We start from the raw sequence: 20,764 nt of genomic DNA on the forward strand, positions 1-20,764 counted from the left end.
GAGATCACGGTGGTGCTAGAAAGCTTGTTATTACACTACAAGGTGATTGACATTAAACTCAAGGTTTACTCAACATATTTATAATCAACTCTGGGTGTAATATTACATAAAAGTTCATATGGGATAGTTTCAGCATGTTTAGCGATTACTTCAACGGGTAATTCAGGGCCCCATAGTATTACTTCATCTGCGACTTTATCTTGTAAAACATCACCTAAGTCAATTGTAATCATGTCCATAGATACACGCCCGACTAAAGGCACTTTACGACCGTTAACCATTACTGGTGTGCCAGTTTGCGCATGACGTGGATACCCATCACCGTAGCCCATCGCAATAATGCCTAAATAAGTGTCTTTAGTACTGACCCAGTTAGCACCATAACCGGTTGATTCACCTTTGTTAATACGTTTAATCTCAATCAAGCGGGTTTTTAAACACATAACAGGCTTTAAACCATGATCTGCACCTGATTTCTCTAACATAGGTGATACACCATATATCATCAGACCTGGCCTAATCCAATCTCCATGACTTTGCTGCCAACCAATAATACCAGCAGAATTAGCTAAACAAGTTTGTTCTTTCACTTGCTTTGTTATGGCTTCAAATAACTTTAACTGAACTTGAGTCATTGAATTTGTAATATCGTCAGCACATGCAAAATGCGTCATTAGCTTAATATCAGGTTTTACATTTTTGCTTTCAGTTAACCTTTGGTAAAAATTTCTAAATTGAGATGGCATAATACCGAGTCGATGCATGCCTGTATCAATTTTAAGCCAAACGGTTAATTGCCCATCCAAATCACAAGATTCGATATCTTTTAATTGCGTTTCATTATGAACAATTGTTTGAAAGTTATTTGCCAATAAAATTGGTAAATCTGTTTTATCAAAAAAACCCTCTAATAAAACAATTGGCTTAACAAGGCCACCAGCACGTAATGCCAAAGCTTCATCAATCCTAGCAACTGCAAATGCGTCAGCTTCATTTAAGTTTTGTGCAATTTGCACCAAGCCATGACCATAAGCATTCGCTTTAAGAACAGCCATGGTTTTACTATTTGGTGCAAACTCACGTACTTTTTTAAGGTTATGACTTAATGCCGTTAGATTTATTTCTGCGGTAGCTAAACGCATTTAATTACTCTTTTTAAATTAATAGTCATCGTCCATTGCAGGACCAGCATAGTTATCAAATCGAGAGAATTGACCTTGGAAAGTTAAGCGTACACGTCCAATTGGACCGTTACGCTGTTTACCTAAAATAATTTCAGCTACGCCTTTATCAGCGGAGTCTTCGTTATAAACTTCATCACGGTATATAAACATGATTAAATCGGCATCCTGCTCGATTGAACCTGACTCACGTAAATCTGAGTTAATTGGACGTTTATCAGCTCTTTGCTCTAGTGTACGGTTAAGCTGAGAGAGCGCAACAACCGGGCATTCAAGTTCTTTTGCTAGGGCTTTTAATGAACGAGATATTTCACCAATTTCTAGGGTACGGTTATCCGCAAGGCTTGGCACTTTCATTAATTGCAGGTAATCGACCATGATCATGCTAACACCATCATGATCTCGTGCAATACGTCTAGCACGAGAACGCAACTCAGTAGGCGTTAAACCTGAAGAATCATCAACAAACATTTTACCTTTTTCAATAAGTAAACCCATAGTGGATGATAAACGCGCCCAATCATCATCGTCTAATTGACCAGTTCTTACTTTTGTTTGGTTGATACGGCCTAGTGAAGCTAGCATACGCATCATGATTTGTTCTGACGGCATCTCTAGTGAAAAGATAATGACAGGCTTATCTTGGGTCATTGCAGCATGCTCAGCAATATTCATTGCAAAGGTTGTTTTACCCATAGATGGACGTGCTGCTACTATAATTAAATCTGAATTTTGAAAACCACAGGTCATTTTATCTAAATCAGAATAACCAGAACTGATGCCCGTAATACCGTCTTGAGGTGATTGATATAACTCTTCTATTTTATCTACTGTTTTTTCTAGAATGGTATGAATACTTTGTGGGCCATCACTGCTTTTAGTGCGAGATTCAGCAATTTTAAATACCTTACTTTCGGCTAAATCTAATAGTTCATGACTTTCTCTACCTTCAGGATTAAAACCTGCTTCAGCAATTTCGTTAGCTACGCCTATCATTTCACGTACAACAGCACGTTCACGTACGATATCCGCATAGGCTGAAATATTGGCAGCACTAGGGGTGTTTTTAGCAATTTCACCTAAATAAGCAAAACCACCTATGCCTTCAAGTTGATTATTTTTTTCTAACGTTTCAGAAATGGTAATTAAATCTATCGGCTGATGTAAATCAACCAGTTTTTCCATTGCCTCAAAAATAAACTTATGCGTACGGGTATAAAAATCTTTGCCAACAACACGTTCTGCTACGCGATCCCATGCTTCATTATCTAGCATTAGACCACCTAAAACAGACTGCTCTGCTTCAATGGAATGCGGAGGAATTTTTAAAGTATCAATTTGTTTATCAAATTGCTTTTCAAATTTTTGAGACTTTTCGAACTTTGCCATTTCATCATACTAATAACTTCTAATATGACTATTCTATCGACTCTGATTATCAGTTAATACTAAAATTTTAACTCAATAAAAAAAGCTGAGCTAAGCTCAGCTTTTTTTATGTGATTTTAAAGCGAGTTTATAGTGCCTTAAGATTAATACGGCCACTAATTGTATCTATTTCAATATCTGCTTTACCACCTAACATTTCAAACTCTAATGAGCTTGAAGGTCCATATTTAGGTTTATTTACTTTATCCCCAGTTAAGCTATTTCTAATTTTACCACCAGCATGAGATTCAATTTCAAATTTTGCAGATGCTTTTTCTGATAAATTTAATTGTACATTGCCGCTCACAGTTTCTATTTGCACTCTCGCATTATTTGAAAAGCTTGGAATAGATAAATCTAACTCGCCATTTACAGTACTGATATCTAATCGCTGAATTGAGTCTGCGTGTAACTCTATTTCGCCATTTACATTTTCAATTCTAATATCTTCAGCTTGTGTTTTAGTTTCAATATCACCATTTACTGCATTAAAACGTAAACGTCCTTGAGAATCTGTATCATGAATACTGCCATTCACTGTTTCATAATGTATTTTTCCACCTAACGCTTTAGATCTAATGCCACCATTTACAGTTGTTAAATTTATTTTACCCGCTAATTTATGGGCTGATATATTACCATTAACAGTTTCAATGTCTGAGCCACCTTCCACTTGAGAAATATCAACATTGACATTAACACCCTCAAAATCTAAATCGCTATTAATTGGCACATGGATCACTAAATTAGAACCTTCTCCTGAATTCCAGCTTCGCATTTTTCTTGGCATTTTCACTTTAAAAATAGTGCGGTTACCTGAACTTTTAAATTCATAATCCAAAGCTTTATCATCTAACTCACCTGTTACTTTAACTTCGGACTTGTTCCAACCCTTAATTTGAACATCACCACGTTGATTTTCTATGATCACTTTGCCATTACTTGAAACAGATAATGTTTCATCTATTTTTTCACCTGCAAATGCAAAGGTACTTGAGATACTTAAAAGTGCTATCGCTATTAATTTCATTGTCATGATTATTCTCCTAAATCTGTTGCCATTTTGGTTGGTGCACTCGATTAATCAGCTCCAACTGCTGTCTATATACTTGCGCTAGCATTCGTAATAATGTCGAATTTTGCGGCTCATTTTTTAAGGCTTGTTTAATTGCCGTTTCAGCTTGCTCTAAGTCATCTAACTGAGATTGCCAATCATCTGTTAACGCTGGTTTTTCTTGATATTGCACTAAAAGCGCTTGTTTCTCTGTTTCAAATAACTGACTCATTGAAGCCACATTATTTATCTCAATAGCTTGAGGTGTTACTTGTGTATTAGATAAAAAATTAATGCTTAACAGTACCGCTGCAAAACATGCTGCTATAACAGACAGCTTTGTAAAATGATTATTTGCTTTAGGTTTATCGTTAAAATCTATTGCACGATCTATCCCTTGCCATAAATCTTTTTTAGGCTGAATTTCTTCAGGCATCTTTTCTAAAGAGTGTTTTAAGAAATTATCAAAATCTTTATTGCTCATCTTCATACCACTCCTTTAATAAATTACGTGCGCGATGATATTGCGCTTTGCTTGAGCCAACTGCCATATTCAAAATAGTTGCAATCTCTTCATGGCGATAACCCTCTACGGCATACAATACAAATACCATTCTTGCTCGTTCTGGTAATCGTAATATCAACTTATCTAAGCCATTTAAGTCGTGTTCGTCTTCAATCGCTTGTTCATCCATGCCTGCATCTTCAGTACTAACGACTTTTTGCAACCAGCTTTTTTGCTTTCGGATATAGCTAATCGTGATATTTGCCGTCACACTGTGTAGCCAAGTTGAAAATTTTGACTTACCATCAAAGTTTGCAATTTTTTGCCACAATTGAACAAACACTTCTTGTGATGCATCTTCAGCTGTTGATTTATCAGCGGTTAAACGTAAACATAACGCATATACCCTACTAATATATTGATTATAAAGTTGTTCGAAAGCAGATCTATCGCCTTGCTGTACAGAAGCAATCAATTGATCTTCTTGTACTGCGGCAAACCTTTGCTCGGCTTTAATTAACATTTAAAGTCACCCAAATAGTCCCTTGAATTATTTTTTATAACGTATTAAGTTGCTTTAATGTATTAGACGCTTGCTTGGTAGGAAAAGGTTTAAACAAAAATAAATTATTTTTTAAAACATCATTCTTAAAAACAAAAATGCGACTAATAACCCAGCAATAAATAATTATTGAGTGAGTACATTAATCGCATTAATTTATTTTTAAAAGTAATTAATTCTTTTAAAAGTCTAAAATTACTTTACTAAAGAATTAGTTAACCAGTATAAATCAGAATGGATACCTGCTGCTGTTACTTCTTTACCGGCACCAGGGCCTTGAATAACAAGTGCATTTTCTTGGTACCACTGACTCTTTATTACAAAAATATTATCACCCGCTTTTAATGTTGCTAAAGGATCGTCTTTAGCAACGGCTGATAATCCAACTTTAGCAATCAGTTTATTTTCTGTTAGGTTAAGTTCAGCAACATATCTCAGTACTAAGTTATCTTTTGCAGCATTTGATAGCTTTTCATCCATATAAACATCAAGTACATCTCGTTTATTTAAAAATGACTGCCAATCACCTTGGGCTAATTCTAGTGGCATCATAGGTGTGAGCTCAATATCATCTAAATCTAGCGATAAACCCACTTCCCTTGCAAGGATAAGTAATTTACGTTGTACATCTCGACCAGATAAATCTTCTCTTGGATCTGGCTCAGTATACCCCATACCTTTTGCTTGTAATAATAGCTCTGAGAAAGGTGCTGCACCATCATACTCACAACACAACCAAGATAAAGTACCAGAGAAAACACCAGACAAACGCCCAATTTTATCACCTGAGTGTTGTAAGTCGTTTAATGCAAAGTTAATTGGTAAGCCTGCACCCACACTTGTATTGTATCGCCACTTTAAATTACGCTCAGACAGTTTTTCTCTTAAACTATCATACCAAGTAGTTTGCGCAGTACCTGCGTATTTATTAGCACTGATCAAGTGACAATCTTGCGATACAAAATCAGGATACAACAAACTAAACTCTTCGCTAGCAGTTATATCAATAACCACTTTATGCTCGTAATCTAACTGCTCTAGTTGATTAATCAGTGTTTCTTTTTCATAACTCACAGCTGTATTTTGCCACTGTGATTGCCAATCAGATAAAACGATACCATCTGTATTGAATAGCATATTTTTGCTACGCACTAAGCCTACTAGTTTTACTGGGATCAGTTGATTTAAACATATTAGTTGCTGTTCTAACTGCTCAATAAAGGTTGCACCAACATTGCCAAGGCCAGCAACAATAACTGCTAGCTCTTGAGAGTCGCTAATGAGTTCATCATGTAGCACAGTTAATAAATCAGTATCAAACGCTTGTTCACACAATACTAAGCCATACTCATTACCTAAAAGGTCTTTTTGAGAAAAGGCAAAACGCACATTAATATTATATTTTTGCAGCAGTTTACTTGCTTGCTCTGTTAATTGCTGTGCAACTGAGTTTGGACAAACAATGCCTAAACCAAACAAGTTAGATTCAATTAAATTTGCACGCCCTGATAAATGATTAATCACTGTATGGGTATAAGATGCCGGAATTAATAAATAAGTATCACCATCAAGGTCAAAGTGATGCAAACTATGCTGAATAAGCTGGCTTAGCTCCCCAATTTCTCCATCTGCTAATTCTTCTATTTTCACCAAGTCATGATTATCTAGAGTTGTTAAGAAGTACTTTTGTTTTGCGCTACCTTTTTTAACGATTTCCGTACAACTACTATGACTATCAAAGCTGCTTCTAACAACTAGCTTAATATCGGTTTCTTTTAGTGGGGTTAATGTTTTAGCATGAAGTACAGGATTGCCTAATCTTGCCAATAGATTTGCTTGCTCTCGGCACACTTTTGAATATTTTATAGCATGTTTAACTTTTCTTGGATCAGTACTGTAAACACCTTTGGTATCAGTCCAAATAGTCACACTTTGCGCATTACAATAACGTGCGATTAATGTTGCGCTATAGTCACTACCATTTCGCCCTAAAGTAACAGTTTCGCCATCAATATCTTTAGCAATAAAACCCGTCACTACATTAAATTGCTGTGCATTTAAAACTTCACAACTTTTTTGATTAATTTCATGCTGAAGCTGGCCATCTTTTAATAACAGTAAATCTCTGGCATCAAAAGATTGCGCTTTATAATCTAGCTGCGTTAAATATTGCGCTAATAGCCTTGAAGACCATACTTCACCATGCGCTAAAAGCTGTGCTTCTATTAACTTATTTTGTTGTGCTAATTGAGTTATTGCATCTAACTCAATATTTAATTTATCTAACGCATGAACTTGTTGCTCATCAATTAACAGTTCACTTATCAATTCTACTTGATGGTTTTTTAATAATTTAACAACATCGCAAATGCCTTGTACATCATTTTGCTGATAACACTGCCATAGCTTAACAAGTGTATTTGTCGTTTTACCTGCAGCAGAAACTACAATTGAGTCACCTAATTGACAATGACTAATTATAATATTCGCTACCGCATGATATCGCGCTGCAGAACTTAGGCTAGAGCCACCAAATTTATGTACTGATTTATTCATTTCAATTTACCAAATAGCTTCATTAGCAGAAGTTAAGCACTTAACATTTGCAATATTTATATCATTTACAGTGTAATTTAGATTCTTAAGATTTTGAACCTACACCGGGTTTTGTTGCTACAAAAGTACGTTCTAAATCATTTATTAAATCTTGAACATCTTCAATTCCCACTGAAACTCGGATCATTGTATCGCCAACACCCGCTTCTAATCTTGCGGTTTCATCCATACCTGCATGAGTCATAGTTGCAGGATGACAAATTAGGCTTTCAACACCACCTAAGGATTCCGCTAAAGTAAATTGCTCAACACTTGTTAAGAATTTTGCTGAGTCGTTAATATCACCTTTAATATCAAAACTCACCATACCGCCAAAACCTTTTTGTTGTTTTTTAGCGAGTTCATGTTGTGGATGAGATTTTAAACCTGGGTAATAAACTTGATCAACATATGGGCTTTTTTCTAGATACTCAGCAACAGCCATCGCATTTAGCTCATGCTGTTTAATTCTCACATTTAATGTGCGAATACCACGTAAAGTCAGGTAGCTATCAAATGGCGCACCTGTAATACCGATATTATTTGCCCACCAAGCAAGCTCAGCACCTAACTCTGCTGTTTTAGCGATTACAGCTCCGCCAACAACGTCAGAGTGCCCATTAATGTATTTAGTTGTTGAATGCACAACAATATCTACACCTAATTCTAATGGATTTTGTAATGCAGGTGATAAAAATGTATTGTCGGCTGCAACTAATGCACCGCACTGCTTAGCGGTTGCAACCACTTTACTGATATCTGTTAAACGTAATAACGGGTTACTTGGTGTTTCTATCCATATAACTTTAGGTTTGATATTAAGAATTTCATCAAAACTTGCATCTAATGTGAAGTTAACGATTTTTAATTTTAATAAACCGCGTTTTTCTAAACTTGTGAATAAACGGTAGCTACCACCATAGCAGTCGTGTGGGATCACTAAAGTATCTTTAGATGATAATAGTTGTGTAATTAAATGAACTGCAGCCATTCCTGTTGCAGTAATAATGCCTTTTTCTCCACCTTCTAATTCAGCTAAAGTTTCAGCAAGAATGTCTCTTGTTGGATTGCCGCTGCGTCCATAATCGTAAGCACGCTTTTTATCAAAGTCAGCAAATGAATAAGTAGTTGATAAATAAAGAGGCGGAACCACTGCACCGTGATGTTTATCTGCTTCGATGCCTTTTCGTACAGCTGTTGTTGCTTTTTTTACTTGAGTCATTTTTAATACCTACAACCAATTAGATGTTTAGACGTCCAAAAGGTTAATTCAATAAGTTTGGGAAGTCAAAACTTTTATCCATCTAAATAGCTAAACATCTTAAATTTGACTATCTTAGATAAATAGATAAAATTTCGGGTCAATAAAACAATTAAAATTACATAAAGTAGTTCTATTAGACTAGTCAGATTAGTATAATTTAGCTCGACAACAAAAGCGCGGTTTGAATAAAAGGCAATTTAAGTATATGGCAACAAAATGGAATGGTGAATATGTTCACCCATACGCAGAACATGGTAAAAAATCAGAGTTAGTTAAAAAAATAACTGTTTCGATTCCATTAAGTGTTTTAAAAGTACTTACTGACGAAAGAACACGTCGACAAGTAAATAACTTGCGTCATGCAACAAACAGTGAATTACTGTGTGAAGCATTTTTACATGCATTTACTGGACAGCCGCTACCCAATGATGAAGATCTGAAAAAAGATAATCCAGATCACATTCCAGCTGAAGTTAAAAAGATAATGACTGAAATGGGTTTAGAATTACCCTTTATGGAAGATGAAGATTAATTATTTTCAGCTTTAGCTAAACTAAAATATTATGTCCATATAATAAAAAGCCAATTAATTTTAATTGGCTTTTTTATGCGAATAATTCAGATTTAGCAATTTTCCATGGCTTTAAATAAGCACGTATATTGATATTCAAATTCTAATTGAGTTATTTTGCTACCATCAATAATTCTATTCTCAACCGTATTTAACGAATAAGTCGGGGCTTTTACTTCTAATTGTAAGCAGGCTTGTTGGTAAAATTCTTGTTTTGTTGGATGATCAGGACTGACTAGATTAAAAAGCTGTTTTGGTGTTTGCCATTGTTTTAATAAACAAATAATACCAGCCATTACATCTGTTTGATGAACCATATTAACCGCCGCCAAAGCGCTACTTTTTAGATGTTTACCAGATACAAACTTACCAGGATGACGTTTAGGACCAATTAACCCAGCTAAACGTACAACCTTACCTAAATCTGCTAACTGTAAAACTTTTTGCTCTGCTTGATTAAGCAACTTTTGGCGCTCTGTAACTAAAGTTAATGTGCTTAATTCATTATATTCAACTGGTGCATTTGGATAAATACCCGTTGAAGAACATAATAAAAAACCTTTCATTTTAAGTTTTATTGCAAGATCAATCGCCTGGTTTAAACTCTCGATATAGTTATCTCTTGGTGTGATACAACACACCCAATATGCTCCCTCTAAACTAATATTGTGCTCTAAGTCATTTTGATTATTTACATTAAAGTAATGGATCTGCTTTTCATTTGCTAATTTTTTTGAGCGGCAAGTCTCTTGGGTAATAACTCCAATCTGTTGTAAATTGGTACTTAATTTACTACCAAGCCACCCAGAACCTAAAATAACAACATTTACGGGCTTATTTTCCATTAACATTCCATCAATATACTAGCAGTTTTAAGGGATATATGATTATATTACCACTATCTAATTCTCGTTGTACTGTTATGTTAATTATGATCCAAAACTTATCTATTCGGAAAAAAATTCTCTTTTTGATTGGTGGCACGATTGCAGTGCTACTTATAATGGCTTCATGCTTTTTAGTAAATCATATTGCTTCTTTATCTCGTAGCTCAATCGAGAGTGAAGCAAAACAATATGTTCAATCAGAACAACAATCCATCGAATCTTATTTTGCTCAATATGGCAAGATTGTAGAAACATTCGTAACAAATCCATACTTAGTTAACTGGTTTGAAAATTGGACAGCCAGAGAAAGTGATTTAGCGCTTTCCGACGGTTATGATGCTGTAAACCAAGATATGGTGCGTATTAGTGGCAATGACGATAATATTTTATCTGCATTTTTTGCCTCAGGCATAACAGGTGAGTATTTTAAAGAAAATGAGCGAACCACCTTCTATAACGGCCAGCCCTATTACGCCTATAAACGAGGTTGGTGGCAAGAAGCCATGCAAATTAATAGCCTTTACGTTGGTGCTTTATCAGTTGATTTAACAACGGGTAATGTTTCTGCAGTTGTTCAACAACCAGTTTATAGTCCAAATAACAAATTAGTGGGGGTTGCTGGTGTTGATCTTCAGTTAAACAAAATCGCTGACATGATTGAAGATATTAATTTCAACAATAAAGGCTTTGGCTTTTTATTAGATAATCAACAAAAAGTTGTTCACTTATCGAAAAAAACACAACATCAACTATCCATTACAGATGAAAGTGAAAGAGGCAAAGAAGGATTAGATGCACTCGAAACACAATTTGATAATACCTCTGGATTTAAACAACTAAACTCTGAAATGAAAAATAACCTGAACGGCACGAATATAGTGACTTTTAAAGGCGAAGAGTATTATGTTGTTTATCGTCGCTTACAACTTGAGAAGCCAGTTCTTGATTGGTACGTTGGATTATTAGTACCAATGAAGTTAATTGAAGAACCTGTTAAGCAAGCTGTATTCACTACTAGTATGGGTGTGCTGGTTATTTTATTAATTATCGCAGCTGTTATTTTTTGGGCGACACAGATGATCAGTAAACCGATTAGTGATTTAACGCATGTGATGCGAGATATTGCCTCAGGTGACGGTGACTTAACTAAAAAAATTGACATGAATCGCACTGATGAAGTTGGCCAATTAGCATCTCATATGAATAGCTTTATCACTAAACTGCATACATTATTGCTAAAAACAGCCAGTCAAGCTGAGCAAGTTGGCGTTGCATCTGAACATTTAAGTCAAGTGTCTTATGAAACCAACAGTGAAATACAGCAAGAAAAGGAGCAAGTGGATAGTGTCAGTACTGCTGTAACTGAAATGGCTTCTACTGTATTAGAAATTTCACGCAACGCACAAGAAACAAACTCAGCAGCTGCAGAGGTTCAAAACCTTACTAAGGTCGGTACAGATATATCTAATGATGCTCAAACGGCTATGACCTCTTTAGCTTCTCATATCGGTGAAGCATCGCAAATTGTATCTGGCTTAGAACAAGAGTCAGGAAATATTGGTGCTGTTGTTGATGTGATAAACAGCATTGCAGATCAAACAAATTTACTGGCACTTAACGCAGCCATTGAAGCTGCAAGAGCAGGCGAACAAGGTAGAGGATTTGCGGTAGTTGCTGATGAAGTACGCTCTCTTGCAAGCAGAACACAAGAGTCTACTGACGATATTCGCAATATGATCAATAAGTTGCAACAAATAGCGCAGCAAGCTTCAACAATGATGCAAGAGGGTAAAGATCAAGCTGAAAGCTCAGTAACACAGACTCAAGATGTATTAGCCTCGCTTACTGCAATAAGTAATTCAGTAGCAACTGTACAAGATCAGAGTCATCAAATTGCCACTGCGACTGAACAACAAACTTTGGTTGCTGAAGATATTAATACGAGTTTGAATGCAATTAATGACTTAGTAAATAATACATCAGAACATGCTAATGAGCTTGCTAGTGAAGCAAGTGATTTAAATAATTTAGCTTCAGGTTTAAATGAAAGCGTAAATCAATTTAAACTGTAACTACGATAAAAATGTAGCGCGCTTGCAATTAAGTAAGCGCCTTACTTATTTTTAAACACTGAATCAAAATATCCTTTATTCATCAAAATACCAATAACCTAAATTAAGCCAACAAAGTAAACTCTCAATTAAATAATGGTGTTTTAATAATGGCTTTAACATCTTAAATGTCAAAACTTGGTTATTACATAATAAAGGTATAAATTGAGCGTATTTTTCATCTAAATTAATCTGATCATATCTTTGGCTGAGGAAGTAGATACCCCACAGAGAAACTCATTGATTCTTCTAAAGTGATTCCCTCATGAGGAAAGCCCGGCGAAATATATAATATGTCGCCAGGAAATAACTCTACATCTATAATGGATTCAAATGATTCGGTATACAATAAAGCCTCATATGCTGCAAATTCTTTATAATCGCCTTTATCACCTACACACCAACGACGATGTCCAGAACCTTGGAATACATCATAAAGATCTATATAAGGACCAAACTCGGCGTGCCATAAATTTTTTTTGAGAAACAATGCGCGACTCAACATAATCGTCACAGGCTAATCCAGCTAACTCATCAGGTGATAAAAAATCTTGAAAATCCTTAAAACCTTAGCGTATGACTAATGGTTTTTTTTGCCAATAAATAGATAAAAAAACCTGAGGGGGTCAGCTAGTTTAAGTTAAGTTGAAGCATAGTTACATACCATAAAAAATTTAAAAAATGATATCAAGTTAGTGCATTTCCAAAGGTAATTAAGATCAAAGTTATGCTTTTTAGATGACATTTAACGCTTTTATTTTGATTGTGTTCATGCTTTAATCAAACACAATAAACTCATCCGACCAGTAAATTATAATACTAAATTAATAACATTTTATTTGGAGATAGCACAATGCCGGAATATAAAGCACCACTTCGTGATACTAAATTTGTTATGCAAGAATTATTAAATTGCGAAGCCCATTATGAAAAACTCGGTTATGAAGATGCCACTCCAGATATGATTGATGCGATTTTAGTTGAGGCAAGTAAATTTACAGAGCAAGTCATAGCACCATTAAATCAAATTGGTGATCAACAAGGCTGTACTTGGAATGAAGGTGAAGTAACAACACCTGATGGATTTAAAGATGCTTATGATCAGTATGTAGAAGGTGGATGGCCAACATTATCTCAAGATGTCGACTTCGGTGGCCAAGGTTTACCTCATTCACTTAATAATGCAGTTGCTGAGATGATGTCAACGGCAAACCATAGCTTTGCCATGTATCCAGGTTTAAGTCATGGTGCGATTGCTACATTAGAAGATCATGGCTCCGAGCTACAAAAACAGATGTTTATGCCTAACTTAGTCTCTGGTGAGTGGACAGGCACTATGTGTTTAACTGAAGCTCACTGTGGTACAGATTTAGGCATGTTACGCACAAAAGCTGAGCCGAATGAAGATGGTAGCTATGCTATTACAGGCTCTAAAATTTTTATTTCGGCTGGTGAACATGATTTATCTGACAACATAGTGCACATAGTTTTAGCACGCACGCCTAACGCACCAAAAGGTGTAAAAGGTATTTCATTATTTATTGTGCCTAAATTTAATGTAAGTGATGACGGCCAAAAACAAGATCGCAACCAAGTTGCCTGTGGCTCTATAGAACATAAAATGGGGATCAATGCTAATGCAACCTGTGTAATTAATTTTGATAACGCAAAAGGTTATTTAATCGGTGAAGAGAATCGCGGTTTAAACTGCATGTTTACTTTTATGAATTCGGCACGTTTAGGTGTTGCAATGGAAGGTGTTGCCGCTGCAGAACTTGCATTCCAAGGCTCTGTTGCTTATGCAAAAGATAGATTACAAATGCGCTCATTATCTGGAGCTAAAAATCCTGACGGTAATGCAGATCCTATTATTGTTCACCCTGATGTACGTCGTATGCTACTTACTCAAAAGTCTATTGCCGAAGGTGGTCGCGCTTTAATTGGCTATTTAGGCCAGCTAGTTGATACAACTCACGCAGAAAAAGATCAAACAGTAAAAGTAAACGCGAATGATAAACTTGCTTTATTAACGCCAATCGCTAAAGCATTCTTAACTGAAATGGGCATGGAGTGTGCTAGTCATGGTGTGCAAGTTTATGGTGGCCATGGCTTTATAAAAGAATGGGGCATGGAACAAATCATGCGAGATACCAAAATAAGCTGTTTATATGAAGGCACGACAGGTATTCAAGCACTCGATTTATTAGCACGTAAAGTACTAGGGTCTAAAGGTAAATTATTAGAAGCATTTGCTGCTGAGGTTTTACCATTTTGCAAAGAAAACTCAGCTGACGAACATATGGCTGAATTCATAAATCCAATCTTAAAAAACCTAGAACAATGGCAAAAAATAACCCAAACAATCGGTGAAAAAGCAATGACAAATCCAGATGAGATTGGTGCAGCATCTGTCGATTATTTAATGTTTTCAGGTTATGTTACTTTAGCTTACTTTTGGGCTCGTATGGCTAAAACGGCACAACAAAAATTAGCTGATGGTTCAGAAGATACAAAATTCTACCAAGCTAAAATTAAAACTGCACAATTTTATTTCCAGCGCATGTTACCTAGAGCTAAAGGTCATATAGCTTGCATATTAAACGGTGCCGATTCGCTTATGGCATTAGATAGTGAAGATTTTATTTTTTAGACAGCGCTTTAAATTTCTTTGATGGGCAATTAATATTGCTCATCAGTTTATTATTAATAATCAATTCTACTGTACATTTTTTGCTTCACAAATGTTTACATAACCCATAGACATTATTTCACCAAAGTATTAACTTATTAATGAGCCATACACTTTAATAATAAGGAAATACCATGGCATTTTTAAGCAGTTTAATTTTTGCCTCAACGATCGCTTTAGCGGATAATTCCCCATCTGTTTACCTTGCTGAATTTAAAGATAAACAACATGAAATAAAGACTAAAATTAGCTTCCATCATGCATTACTTGCCACTGAAAAAGATGGTTTATTATTAGAACTTAATGAACATGAAGTTTCTTTGTTAGAAAATAAAGGCATACAACTTACTCCTGCAACTCAACAATGGCAAAAAAAGCTCAGTGAGATAAAAAAACTCACTCTAAATAATAATAATCAAACTTCAGGGATCCCTGGTTTTAGCTGTTATGCAACCGTAGAAGAAACATTCTCTGAAGCGGATAAGCTTATAAACCAATATCCACACTATGCTCAATGGATAGACATTGGTGATTCTTGGCAAAAACATAATGGGGGCGATGGCTACGATTTAAAAGTTTTAAAAATTGGTAATAAAGACTTAGTAGATCCACCAATACTTTTCATACAAAGCGCTATGCACGCTAGAGAATACACTACAGCCGCATTGACTTTAGATTTCGCTAAAACCTTACTCAATAATTTTGAATCAGATCCTGATATTAATTGGATTTTAAATCGTCACCAAATTCATATTTTATTTCAAACCAACCCTGATGGCAGAAAAATTGCCGAAACAGGTGTATCCCAGAGAAAAAATGTTAATGAAAATCACTGTAATTTTGGAACAGTTGGTGTTGATTTAAATCGAAATTTTTCATTCGGTTGGAATACAGTTCAAGGTGGCTCTAGTGGTAATGAATGTAATCAAACTTATCGAGGAGCTTCTGCGGGTTCTGAACCTGAAGTGTCCTCACTTGAAACTTACATAAGATCTATATATCCGGATGTACGAGGCGATAATGATACAGATGCAGCTCCAGTCGATACTAAAGGGCTCTATTTAGACATACATAGTTATAGTGAGTTAATTTTGTGGCCTTTTGGGCATAGTGAAACGTTAGCACCAAATAACAAAGGCCTAAAAGCCTTAGGACGCAAGCTCGCTTTTTTCAATGGTTACGACCCCATGCAGTCTGTCGGTTTATACCCTACAGATGGCACTTCTGATAATTTAGCTTATGGCGAACTAGGCATAGCACATATTACATTTGAACTCGGCACTGCTTTTTTTCAGCAATGTAATATCTATGAAAATAAAATTAGACCAGATAATCTAAAAGCTTTACTTTACGCAGCCAAAGTAGTTGAAGCGCCTTATTTGATGACTTCGGGTCCTGATATTGAATCTATCAAAATTACTAATGTGACTGATAGTTATATAGAAGTTGATGTATTAGCAACTGATGAAAGGTTTAGTTCATCTGGAGGCTCTAGTAAGGCAGTTAAAGATAAACAAGGTAATAAAATCCCTACTTCAGAAAGTGAAATGGAGCCAACACATAATATTAAAAGCGTTTTTTATAGTGTAGGTGACTACCTTGATGAAGAAAATACTTTACAAGCAGAAGTGAAGGATGGTGATACAGATAGTAGCAGAGAAACTTTTACTGCTCGCATAGATAAAAGCATGGTACACAATGATCAAATAACATTATATTTTCGCGCTGAAGATGACGATGCTAGCTTGGGTCCTGTGACAGCTAAAACGCTGAAATTAATAAAGCCAACTGGCGACACTAAAATAAATTGTAAAGGTGCTAAATGTACTTTTTCAGCGAATGAAAGCGATATGAGTTATTTGTGGCAACTCGAAGACGGTAGATATAGTTCAAATCAAGAGGCTAGCTTTATATTTCCGACACTCGGTAGCTATAAAGTAAACTTTAGCATCACAAACACAATTGGGTTAAAAACTGAAAAGTCCGTTGATTTTGATATAACCGAATACTTAAAACCAATCGTCATATTTACCAATAGTTGCACTGACAATACTTGTCAGTTTGACGCCTCTGCAACTACAGATCTAGATAGTAAAGCACTAACATATTCATGGGATTTTGGCGATTCAGCTAGTTCAGATTCAATTACACCAGAGCATAACTATGAAAATGAAGGTAATTATTCAGTCACCCTAACGGTAACAGATGAACATAATCAAATATCAACTGTAACTAAAGAGGTAACAATACAATTAAATAAACCAACTGGCGACTTAAACATAAACTGTACAGGTGCTAAATGTACTTTTTCTGCAACTGAAAGTGATATGAGTTATTTATGGCAACTAGAAGACGGAAGAAGTAGCTCAAATAAAGAAGCTAGTTTTATTTTACCGACACTTGGGAATTATAAAGTAAACTTTAGTGTTACCAATTCAATGGGATTAACAACTGAAAAGTCTGTTGATTTTGAAATAACCGAATACTTAAAACCAACTGCAATGATTACGACTAGTTGCTCTGAAAAAACCTGTCAGTTTGACGCATCTACGACTACCGATTTGGATAGCGAAACATTAACTTATTCTTGGGATTTTGGTGATTCAAAAAACTCTGATTTAATCACAGTTGAACATAAATATGAAAATGCAGGTAGTTATTCTGCCACCTTAACAGTAACGGATGAACATAACCAAGTATCAGTTATAACTAAAGAAGTCACAGTGTCTGATGCTGTAATTCCAGAGCCGATTCCTGAACCTGAAGCAAAACAAAGCTCTGGTGGCTCACTATTTTACTTAATATTAGTTTTACTGGGTATTAGAAAGGTAAGGAGCTAGCAATATAAAAATGGGGTAGCACTTACCCCATTTTTTGTTATTTAATATGACCTATTTGGTAATTTTAGCGAATGGTTGGCCCATTCTTGTCACTGTCTCTGGGATTTGACCCGTTAAGAAGTCAGCAGCTTGTTGTGGCCAAGCTAAAATAACCGTAGAACCTAGCTTAAAACGCCCCATTTCATCACCTTTCTTCAAGCTAATTTTATTATCGCCTTCAGTTGGGTAATCCCAGCTAAATACTTTTTTACCTGCTGGCGGTGTTACTGTACCTGACCAAATTGTTTCTATACTTGCTACAATTGTTGCACCCACTAATACCATAGCAAGTGGGCCAATTTCAGTATCAAAAATAGCAACTACACGTTCATTTCTTGCAAATAAATTTGGTACATTTTGTGCCGTTAGTGGGTTTACTGAAAATAAATCACCTGGTACATATATCATTTGCTTTAAAGTGCCATCTATTGGCATATGTATACGATGATAATCTTTAGGTGCTAAATAGATAGTTGCAAATTTACCACCTTGAAAAGGGGCAGCTGTTTGTTCTTCACCACCGAGTAATGTTTGCAGACTAAAGTCATGACCTTTAGCTTGGATCAAACGATCATCTTGAATATCACCTAACTGACTGATCTTACCATCTACAGGATGAGCAATAATATTTTCTTCCATCGCAATTGGGCGCAAACCATCTTTTAAAGGACGCGTGAAAAACTCATTAAAGCTTTTGTAATGACTCGCTTCTTCATATTGCGCTTCTGTCATATCAATTTGATATTGTTTAATAAAAGCTTTAATTAATGTTGTTGTTAATGCACCAGCTTCCGCTTCTGCTAACTTGCCTACAGCACGTGATACTAAGTGTTTTGGCATTGCATACTGCATTGCAATTTTAAATTTATCTAAACTCACAAACGTATTCCTAATTATTATTTTATACTCTCGGTGCACGAGCGCCTGCACGCCCTTCTTGCATAGATTCTAATATTCTGTGGTAATTATCAAATCTCAACTGTGAGATTTTACCTTCAGCTAACGCCTCTTGAATTAAACAGCCTGGATCTTTTAAGTGTTTACAGTCTCTGAACTTACAACCACCTAAATATTCTCTAAACTCTTTAAAGCACCAAGTGACACGATCAGGCTCTAAGTGCCATAAACCAAATTCCCGGATCCCTGGCGAATCAATTAAATTACCGCCAGATGGCAAGTGATGTAAACGCGATACTGTTGTTGTATGCTGACCTAAACCACTATTTTCAGAAACGTCTTTAGTTAATATATTAGATTCAGGTAATAGCGTATTTACTAATGTTGATTTGCCAACACCACTTTGACCAACAAAAATACTATTTTTATCAACCAATAAAGATTTTATGCCATCGATGCCTTCACCCGTTTTATTACTGACTAAATATACTTGATAGCCAATACCACGATAAATATCTAATACGCTTTGCACCTCAGCTAAAGTGTCATCGTCTAGTAAATCAACTTTATTTAAAATTAATATCGGTTTTATACCCATATCTTCACATGCAACGAGATATCGATCTATGATGCTAGGTGTAAATTCAGGCAATACAGCTGAAACCATTAAAATCTGATCTACATTAGCTGCAACAACTTTTACGCCATCATAAAAATCAGGACGTGTTAATTGGCTTGTTCGCTCATCTACAGTTTCAATTACGCCAGCTAAGTCACCTTGACTTACCTTAGCACGACGAAAATAAACATTATCACCACACACTATATTACTGACTGTACGACGGATATTACATCTTAAGATTTCTTTGTCGGTAGTTTCAATGTCAGCATGTTGACCAAAACGACTGATCACAATAGCCGACTCTATGGCACCTAAGTTATCAGTTTGCCACTGAGTCTGAGATTTATTTTCAGTATTTTCTGTTGCAGTATTAGCCGTTTTTAAACGCTTTTGATGGTTTTCTTTTATGCGTCTTGACTGACCTTTACTCAATTTCTTTCGTTTTGTCACATTTAGCCTATAACTTAATAAATTGGATTGCTTTAAAAAAAATCGTTTAATCCATACCAGAAGCGTATTATGATATAACTAATTGCTTAAAATCGAAAGGAAAGCACCGCTAAGGTAATTTATGTCTTTTCATGAATCTAATTTAATCTGGCTTGACCTTGAAATGACAGGTTTAGAGCCACGTACAGACAAAATATTGGAAATTGCCACTATTGTAACAGATGGTGAGCTAAATATATTGGCTGAAGGCCCAGTAATTGCAATTCACCAAAGTAATGAGTTGCTTGATAACATGGATCCTTGGTGTGTAAACCAGCATGGTAAGTCTGGTTTAACTGATCGATGTAAAGCAAGTAAGTACTCAGAGCAAGATGCAATAGATCAAACCCAAGCTTTTTTAGAAAAGTGGGTACCTAAGGGTGCTTCTCCAATGTGTGGTAATTCAATAGGCCAAGATAGACGTTTTATGAATGTTTACATGCCTACGCTTGAAGATTTTTTCCATTATCGAAACTTAGATGTAAGCACAATAAAAGAGCTTGCTCGACGATGGAAACCTGAAGTTTTGAAAAAGGTGAAGAAAAAAGGTGAACACTTAGCCTTAGAAGATATCCGCGAATCCATTATGGAATTGAAGGTTTATCGTACAGAATTTTTTAATTTGTAATTTTTTAAACAAAAAACTTGCAAAAAAAATCATATCAAGTAATATCTCGCCCCGCTTAGGACAACAACCTACGGGGCGTTTTCTTAACATGGCATGTAAGATGTGATGCAGTATTAGTTCAGCTGCTAAAGCGTTAGTTGCGACAAAGTCGCGCCAGCTCTTAAAAAATGTTCTAAATGTGATGCGGTACTAGCTCAGCTGGTAGAGCGCGACCTTGCCAAGGTCGAGGTCACGAGTTCGAGCCTCGTGTACCGCTCCAAATTTAAAAACAGTTTTATTCAACTGTCTAAAATGAGTTATGTGATGCGGTACTAGCTCAGCTGGTAGAGCGCGACCTTGCCAAGGTCGAGGTCACGAGTTCGAGCCTCGTGTACCGCTCCAAATTTACAAACAGTTTTATTC

15 protein-coding genes, 2 tRNA genes and 1 pseudogene are annotated in these 20,764 nt (G+C 35.8%); 7 read left to right on the plus strand and 11 right to left on the minus strand.

What is annotated here, in order from left to right:
• Positions 1 to 65: 65 nt before the first annotated feature.
• The 7 genes from alr to metB all read right to left on the minus strand — a co-directional run bounded on the left by alr (position 66) and on the right by metB (position 8,547).
• Positions 66 to 1,142 (minus strand): alanine racemase, encoded by a 1,077-nt coding sequence (alr, locus tag PSA_RS00005; RefSeq protein WP_042152146.1) that lies wholly within the window; start codon positions 1,140 to 1,142, stop codon positions 66 to 68.
• A gap of 18 nt (positions 1,143 to 1,160) precedes the next feature.
• Positions 1,161 to 2,570: a replicative DNA helicase gene (gene dnaB / locus PSA_RS00010; RefSeq protein ID WP_042152143.1), complete on the minus strand. Its 1,410-nt coding sequence runs from the start codon at positions 2,568 to 2,570 to the stop codon at positions 1,161 to 1,163.
• A gap of 127 nt (positions 2,571 to 2,697) precedes the next feature.
• Positions 2,698 to 3,639 carry a DUF4097 family beta strand repeat-containing protein gene (locus PSA_RS00015; protein ID WP_042152207.1) on the minus strand — a complete coding sequence of 314 codons (942 nt, stop codon included), beginning with the start codon at positions 3,637 to 3,639 and terminating at the stop codon, positions 2,698 to 2,700.
• 16 nt (positions 3,640 to 3,655) lie between these two features.
• Positions 3,656 to 4,147, minus strand: a complete 492-nt coding sequence (locus PSA_RS00020) for a hypothetical protein (RefSeq protein ID WP_042152140.1) — start codon at positions 4,145 to 4,147, stop codon at positions 3,656 to 3,658.
• Entirely contained in the window at positions 4,137 to 4,691 is a 555-nt protein-coding gene (locus tag PSA_RS00025; protein ID WP_042152137.1) for an RNA polymerase sigma factor, read from the minus strand. Before PSA_RS00025 ends, PSA_RS00020 begins: the two co-directional genes overlap by 11 nt.
• Positions 4,692 to 4,925: 234 nt before the next feature.
• Positions 4,926 to 7,286 (minus strand): bifunctional aspartate kinase/homoserine dehydrogenase II, encoded by a 2,361-nt coding sequence (metL, locus tag PSA_RS00030; RefSeq protein WP_042152134.1) that lies wholly within the window; start codon positions 7,284 to 7,286, stop codon positions 4,926 to 4,928.
• Between the two features lie 85 nt (positions 7,287 to 7,371).
• Complete coding sequence (gene metB, locus PSA_RS00035; RefSeq protein WP_042152131.1) at positions 7,372 to 8,547, minus strand: cystathionine gamma-synthase; 1,176 nt, start codon at positions 8,545 to 8,547, stop codon at positions 7,372 to 7,374.
• Positions 8,548 to 8,794: 247 nt separating this feature from the next.
• On the opposite strand from metB, the gene metJ reads away from it, so the two are divergent.
• A complete protein-coding gene (gene metJ, locus PSA_RS00040) occupies positions 8,795 to 9,121 on the plus strand; it encodes a met regulon transcriptional regulator MetJ (RefSeq protein ID WP_042152129.1) in 327 nt (108 codons plus the stop codon).
• 92 nt (positions 9,122 to 9,213) lie between these two features.
• Here metJ and PSA_RS00045 read toward each other — a convergent pair whose 3' ends face one another.
• Positions 9,214 to 10,005, minus strand: a complete 792-nt coding sequence (locus PSA_RS00045; RefSeq protein WP_042152126.1) for a hypothetical protein — start codon at positions 10,003 to 10,005, stop codon at positions 9,214 to 9,216.
• Positions 10,006 to 10,091: 86 nt separating this feature from the next.
• Between PSA_RS00045 and PSA_RS00050 the strand changes: the two genes are divergently transcribed.
• Positions 10,092 to 12,119: a methyl-accepting chemotaxis protein gene (locus PSA_RS00050; RefSeq protein ID WP_042152204.1), complete on the plus strand. Its 2,028-nt coding sequence runs from the start codon at positions 10,092 to 10,094 to the stop codon at positions 12,117 to 12,119.
• A gap of 233 nt (positions 12,120 to 12,352) precedes the next feature.
• On the opposite strand, the pseudogene PSA_RS00055 reads toward PSA_RS00050, so the two are convergent.
• Positions 12,353 to 12,763 (minus strand): annotated as a pseudogene (locus PSA_RS00055) (cupin domain-containing protein); the annotation flags it as partial.
• A 248-nt stretch (positions 12,764 to 13,011) separates the two neighbouring features.
• Here PSA_RS00055 and PSA_RS00060 point away from each other — a divergent pair.
• Positions 13,012 to 14,808, plus strand: a complete 1,797-nt coding sequence (locus PSA_RS00060) for an acyl-CoA dehydrogenase C-terminal domain-containing protein (RefSeq protein ID WP_042152119.1) — start codon at positions 13,012 to 13,014, stop codon at positions 14,806 to 14,808.
• Positions 14,809 to 14,981: 173 nt separating this feature from the next.
• A complete protein-coding gene (locus tag PSA_RS00065) occupies positions 14,982 to 17,687 on the plus strand; it encodes a PKD domain-containing protein (protein ID WP_052380239.1) in 2,706 nt (901 codons plus the stop codon).
• A 51-nt stretch (positions 17,688 to 17,738) separates the two neighbouring features.
• On the opposite strand, the gene asd is transcribed toward PSA_RS00065, so the two are convergent.
• Both asd and rsgA read right to left on the minus strand, forming a co-directional pair.
• The gene (gene asd, locus PSA_RS00070) at positions 17,739 to 18,605 is read right to left on the minus strand and encodes an archaetidylserine decarboxylase (RefSeq protein WP_042152117.1); all 867 of its coding nucleotides are present in this window, start codon (positions 18,603 to 18,605) and stop codon (positions 17,739 to 17,741) included.
• Positions 18,606 to 18,627: 22 nt separating this feature from the next.
• Entirely contained in the window at positions 18,628 to 19,695 is a 1,068-nt protein-coding gene (gene rsgA, locus PSA_RS00075) for a small ribosomal subunit biogenesis GTPase RsgA (protein ID WP_042152114.1), read from the minus strand.
• A 121-nt stretch (positions 19,696 to 19,816) separates the two neighbouring features.
• Here rsgA and orn point away from each other — a divergent pair, with 121 nt between their 5' ends.
• From orn to PSA_RS00090, 3 genes are all read left to right on the plus strand, one after another.
• Positions 19,817 to 20,362: an oligoribonuclease gene (gene orn / locus PSA_RS00080; protein WP_042152111.1), complete on the plus strand. Its 546-nt coding sequence runs from the start codon at positions 19,817 to 19,819 to the stop codon at positions 20,360 to 20,362.
• Positions 20,363 to 20,545: 183 nt separating this feature from the next.
• Positions 20,546 to 20,621: transfer RNA gene (locus PSA_RS00085), tRNA-Gly, on the plus strand.
• A 46-nt stretch (positions 20,622 to 20,667) separates the two neighbouring features.
• A tRNA-Gly gene (locus PSA_RS00090) sits at positions 20,668 to 20,743 on the plus strand.
• The last annotated feature ends 21 nt before the right edge of the window (positions 20,744 to 20,764 follow it).

This window comes from Pseudoalteromonas sp. '520P1 No. 423', from assembly GCF_001269985.1.
GTDB lineage: Bacteria > Pseudomonadota > Gammaproteobacteria > Enterobacterales > Alteromonadaceae > Pseudoalteromonas.